A 4,245-nucleotide genomic window follows, 5' to 3' on the forward strand; every position below is an offset into this window, starting at 1 on the left:
GAAGAGAACTATCAGACACGGGCAAAGTTGTTACGACTTGATGCCTTGATGTCACACAACTTATCCTACTTTTTGAAAAACTTGACGCTCGCCTTGTTGATTTGGGTCGTCGGCGGAAAAAGTCTGACGAATGGATCGTTTTTATCACTCGGGATCTTATATGCGTATATCGATTACGTGTCCCGTTTATTCGAACCGGTCACTCAAATCATGAATCAGCTGTCACCGCTACAACAAGCGCTCGTGTCAGCGGACCGAATGTTCCAGTTGCTCGACGAAAAGGGAGAAGCGGTCGAACAAGGTCGCGTGCCTCGTTTCAAAGGTGCGGTCTCTTTTAATAACGTCGAATTCAGTTATGAAGCAGGAAATCCTGTGTTGCGTGAGATTCAAATCGACGCAGCACCGGGGGCGACGATCGCCCTCGTCGGTCACACAGGTAGCGGGAAAAGCTCCATCATGAACCTACTGATGCGTTTCTATGATCCTTCAAAAGGACAGTTATTGATTGATGGACAGGACGTGACGACTTTACCGAAACAAGCGGTCCGTGAACATATGGGCATCGTCTTACAGGATCCGTTCCTCTTCACGGGAACGATTCGTTCGAACATCACACTCGGTAATCCTGATATTTCCGAAGAACGGGTACGACAAGCGATCGAAGCCGTCGGCGCGGATCGATTCATTGATCGTTTACCAAACGGACTCGATGAACCGGTCATCGAAAAAGGTGCTACGTTATCAGCGGGTGAACGACAGTTGATCAGCTTTGCTCGTGCACTGGCGTTCGACCCTGCGATCCTAGTTCTTGACGAAGCGACAGCGAGTGTTGACTCGGAAACCGAAGCGGTCATACAAGATGCCTTGTTAACGTTAACGAAAGGACGAACGACGTTCATCATCGCCCATCGCTTGTCGACGATCAAGGATGCGGATGAGATTCTTGTTCTCGATCATGGTCGGATCGTCGAGCGAGGATCCCATGATGTGCTCCTTGCAACGTCCGGGATTTATGCGAAAATGTATGCGTTACAAAGTAAACGGAATCTTGAATTGAAATCAAGCTAATCCATCCAGTTTCTCCTCCTTTTCGTTTATACTGAAAAACGAAGAGGGGGAGTTTTTGTAATGGAGACACGGATGAGTCAATTATCGAAATACGAGCTTGAGATGTTGATCACGAAATTAAGTGAACAAAAACGAAAAGCGGAGCAACACGGGAACGTCAGCGAAGTGGAGGTCGTGACGCGAAAAATCGCCATTGCGAAAAGTTATTTGATCGATCCGGCACGATTCGAACGGGGAGCCTTTTACCGAATCGAAGGAGAAGAGGCACGATTTGAGTTACACTTCGTCAATGGCGTCATGGGTTGGGGACATTTTGAAGGAACGGCTCAGGAAGTCGCGATTCCGCTCGCGTTATTCACAGGAGAGGGAGAACAGACATGACGAATCGAGAACAAGCCCTTCAGCAACTGGCTGAAGAATTATTACAAGTGAATGAAGTATTAACCCCGGAAGAAGCACTGACGTGGGTCGAAGTGCTGTGGGAAGATTTCGAAGCGACACTCGCGCGCGCAGGTGAGAAATATCAAGGTGAAGCCGTTGCGGTTCATTTTGTCGAGCAGCAGATTAAACAGCACGGGGCGATGTTACACCGGTTTAATACAACGAACGAAAAATTCAAGCATTTGATGACAGGTCGAAACGTCGAATGAACAAAGCTCCGCACATCGGGATTTCCGTTGCGCGGAGCTTTGTCTTTATAATGCAGGGATGAACAGTTTTTTCTGCAAAGTTCGTTCGCTAAATACCCAACCCGTATAGGAGCTGACGATTTCTTGTGTGGCAGCGTCGATTCTGACGACGGCAACGAACGGATAGACTTCCTTCGTGAAGTAACGCAGGTTAGTGAAGCGGTATTCGACAATGCCATCCTTTCGTGAGACCGTATACGTATGAATCTTCGAGAACTCAAGAAACGCTTGTAAGTCCGCGTTTTGTTTGACGATTTCGTACAAGGCGTCACCGTGGGGTTCGTCCTTGATCCGGAAGTTTCCGCATTCGACGACGGTTCCACTGTTGATCTTAACGACGGAATACTCATCGCGTAAACGTGCCGCGACATGCCACTCATCCCATTTCATGCCAGGTGAGATGAAGAGCTTATGTGCGCCGCGATAATAGCGCGCTGCGGTCGCAAGGGCATCATTTCGCAACTTGAATTGAACAGCGTAGTAGATGATGACGATAGCAATCAAAATCGGGAAGATGACGATCGTCGCTCTCGTCAATAACCAAATCCCGAACGCGGCATAATACATCGTGAACAGATACGGATCAAATGTGTTGATGACACCCCAACCAATCCAGGATTTTTTGAACGGGTGTAAGGCTTGTGTGCCGTAAGCGTTAAACAGATCGACGAAGACATGAAGAGCGACAGCGATCTGTGCCATCAGCCATAATGAAGTCGGAGGTACACCGAATAACGTACCGATGACGATCGAAAGTAATAACGGCCAGGCGAGTAAGGCGATCAATCCGTGTGATTTTCCGCGATGTTGGCGCAAATAGGCGCTGTTTCCTTTAAACTTAAAGACAGTGTCGAAGTCCGGTGCGTGTGAGCCGACGAGCGCCGTCGTCGTCACGGCAGCAAACATCGTCGTGCTCGCTGCGACGTCAGGGTGTAGCGTCGAGATGGCGGCGAGACAAAGTCCCATGCCGATATGCGTACCAGTATCCAATGCGAATTCGCTCCTTCTATGAAATCGTGATGGTGAATCCATCGAGGTTCTGCCGAGTAATTTTTAATAAATATATCGTATCCAAGAGAAAAGAGGTAACCTTTTGACTGTCGTTCAAGAATATTTCACAAACTTTAATAAAACACAATTTACCACAGAACTGATTGACTGGTTCCTTCGTGAACAGCGGGATCTCCCGTGGCGAAGAACCAAAAACCCATATCATATCTGGATTAGTGAAATCATGCTTCAACAAACACGCGTCGATACAGTCATCCCGTATTATGAGCGCTTCACGAAACGTTTTCCGACACCGCATGACTTAGCAGAAGCGGATCGAAGTGAAGTCCTGAAGCACTGGGAGGGCTTAGGGTACTATTCCCGTGTCAAGAATCTTCAAATCGCGGTTCAGGAAGTTGTTGAAAAATATGATGGAATCGTTCCGGACGAAAAGGAATTGTTCAGTCAGCTGAAGGGCGTCGGTCCGTATACGACAGGAGCGGTTCTATCGATTGCTTATGGGCAAGCAGAACCAGCTGTAGACGGAAATGTGATGCGCGTCCTCTCGCGTGTACTTGGGATTTATGAAGACATTGCTGCACCGAAGACACGGAAATTGTTTGAGGCGGCGGTACATCAATTGATTGATCCGGCTGACCCGTCCAGCTTCAATCAAGGTCTGATGGAACTCGGGGCGATGGTCTGTACGCCGAAGTCACCGATGTGTGGACTTTGTCCTGTTCAAGACGTTTGTTTTGCATATGACCGAAACGCACAGGAAGAACTACCTGTGAAGACGAAGAAAGGGAAGACGCAAATAATTCCTTATGACGCTCTTGTTTATGAAGCAGACGGAAAAATCGCAATTGAACAACGGGGGGAGACCGGTTTGCTTGCAGGTATGTGGCAATATCCACTTCGAGAAGCGGAAGAAGAGCGTGAGGGAACGCTTGTCGGGCACGTCCGACATATCTTCTCACACCGGATTTGGGAGATCGCCGTCTATCGCGTGACGGAACAGCCGGATCAGACAGTACTCGTCGATCAGAAAACGTATGCGACGTATCCGATTTCTGTCGCGCAAATGAAGATTGATCGACTATTGAAGGGGGAGATCTAATGCGTACTTTTCGTTTTGAGACACGTGTTGATGCATCAAAGAAGCAAGCTTGGGATTTTTTAAGTGACGCCAAGGCCTTAAGTCGATTGACGGTATTTCCGCAAGTGAAGACGTCGGGTGATACACGGACGCGAGCCGGGAACACGATTCGTCTACGTGTCGGAGTTTCTCCACTATTTGTCTCATGGACGTCTTGGATTCCTTTCGTAGAAGAATATGTCTTCGTTGATGTCGGCACAAAAGTCCCGTATCCGTTTCGCGCATGGTGTCACGTCCACCGGGTCGAAGAACGTCCGTCGGGTGTCTATTTTGTGGATGAAGTGACGTATGCATCCTTCTTACCTGCCTTCGTCATCGAAGCATTCATCTTGAAACCGA

At 48.4% G+C, this 4,245-nt stretch carries 6 protein-coding genes; 5 read left to right on the top strand and 1 reads right to left on the bottom strand.

The window, feature by feature from the left end; all coding sequences use genetic code 11:
• From B2751_RS14515 to B2751_RS14525, 3 genes are all read left to right on the top strand, one after another.
• The coding region (locus tag B2751_RS14515) for an ABC transporter ATP-binding protein (RefSeq protein ID WP_290775429.1) at positions 1-1,068 on the top strand (1,068 nt) is incomplete at its 5' end.
• Positions 1,069-1,128: 60 nt separating this feature from the next.
• Entirely contained in the window at positions 1,129-1,449 is a 321-nt protein-coding gene (locus B2751_RS14520) for a DUF1811 family protein (protein WP_023467306.1), read from the top strand.
• Positions 1,446-1,718: a YfhJ family protein gene (locus B2751_RS14525; protein WP_023467307.1), complete on the top strand. Its 273-nt coding sequence runs from the start codon at positions 1,446-1,448 to the stop codon at positions 1,716-1,718. Before B2751_RS14520 ends, B2751_RS14525 begins: the two co-directional genes overlap by 4 nt.
• A gap of 45 nt (positions 1,719-1,763) precedes the next feature.
• Here B2751_RS14525 and B2751_RS14530 read toward each other — a convergent pair whose 3' ends face one another.
• Complete coding sequence (locus B2751_RS14530; RefSeq protein ID WP_023467308.1) at positions 1,764-2,747, bottom strand: metal-dependent hydrolase; 984 nt, start codon at positions 2,745-2,747, stop codon at positions 1,764-1,766.
• 103 nt (positions 2,748-2,850) lie between these two features.
• Here B2751_RS14530 and mutY point away from each other — a divergent pair, with 103 nt between their 5' ends.
• Together mutY and B2751_RS14540 are read left to right on the top strand one after the other, a co-directional pair.
• Positions 2,851-3,867 carry an A/G-specific adenine glycosylase gene (gene mutY / locus B2751_RS14535; protein ID WP_290775432.1) on the top strand — a complete coding sequence of 339 codons (1,017 nt, stop codon included), beginning with the start codon at positions 2,851-2,853 and terminating at the stop codon, positions 3,865-3,867.
• Positions 3,867-4,245, top strand: a 379-nt coding sequence (locus B2751_RS14540; RefSeq protein WP_290775434.1) for a hypothetical protein, incomplete at its 3' end; no start/stop codon positions are given. The genes mutY and B2751_RS14540, both read left to right, overlap by 1 nt.

This window comes from Exiguobacterium sp. UBA6282 (assembly GCF_002440475.1).
Classification (GTDB): domain Bacteria; phylum Bacillota; class Bacilli; order Exiguobacteriales; family Exiguobacteriaceae; genus Exiguobacterium_A.

Bases quoted from the DNA above. Each gene is read 5' to 3' on its own strand.
- B2751_RS14520 (WP_023467306.1), top strand. From the start codon at position 1,129: ATGGAGACACGGATGAGTCAATTATCGAAATACGAGCTTGAGATGTTG.
- B2751_RS14525 (WP_023467307.1), top strand. From the start codon at position 1,446: ATGACGAATCGAGAACAAGCCCTTCAGCAACTGGCTGAAGAATTATTA.